Raw genomic sequence first — 271 nt, forward strand, 5'->3', positions numbered from 1 at the left:
TGGTGATGGTGTTGTTGGGTGCCATTTATGCCGTACAACTTCAGCTCATTGGCCTTGAGCTGGGTCTTATTATCGGCATGGTTGCGGGTATTGCTAGCTTCGTGCCTTATCTGGGCTTCGGTATTGGCTTCATCGCTGCTATTATTGCGTGTTTGTTCCAGTTTGGCTTAGATTGGACGTATTTATCCTTAATCGTTGGCGCATTTTTAATCGGTCAAGCGGCAGAAGGCTACATCCTACAGCCTTTATTGTTGGGCGATAAGATCGGATT

The 271-nt window shown here is 46.5% G+C and carries 1 protein-coding gene; it reads left to right on the forward strand.

Annotation, left to right across the window (positions count from 1 at the left end):
• Positions 1-271 (forward strand): AI-2E family transporter (locus AAEZ03_RS27450; protein WP_350583012.1); only part of this gene is annotated, 271 nt, incomplete at both ends.

Source organism: Pseudomonas sp. HY2-MNA-CIBAN-0224 (assembly GCF_040310285.1).
Taxonomy (GTDB): domain Bacteria; phylum Pseudomonadota; class Gammaproteobacteria; order Pseudomonadales; family Pseudomonadaceae; genus Aquipseudomonas; species Aquipseudomonas helleri.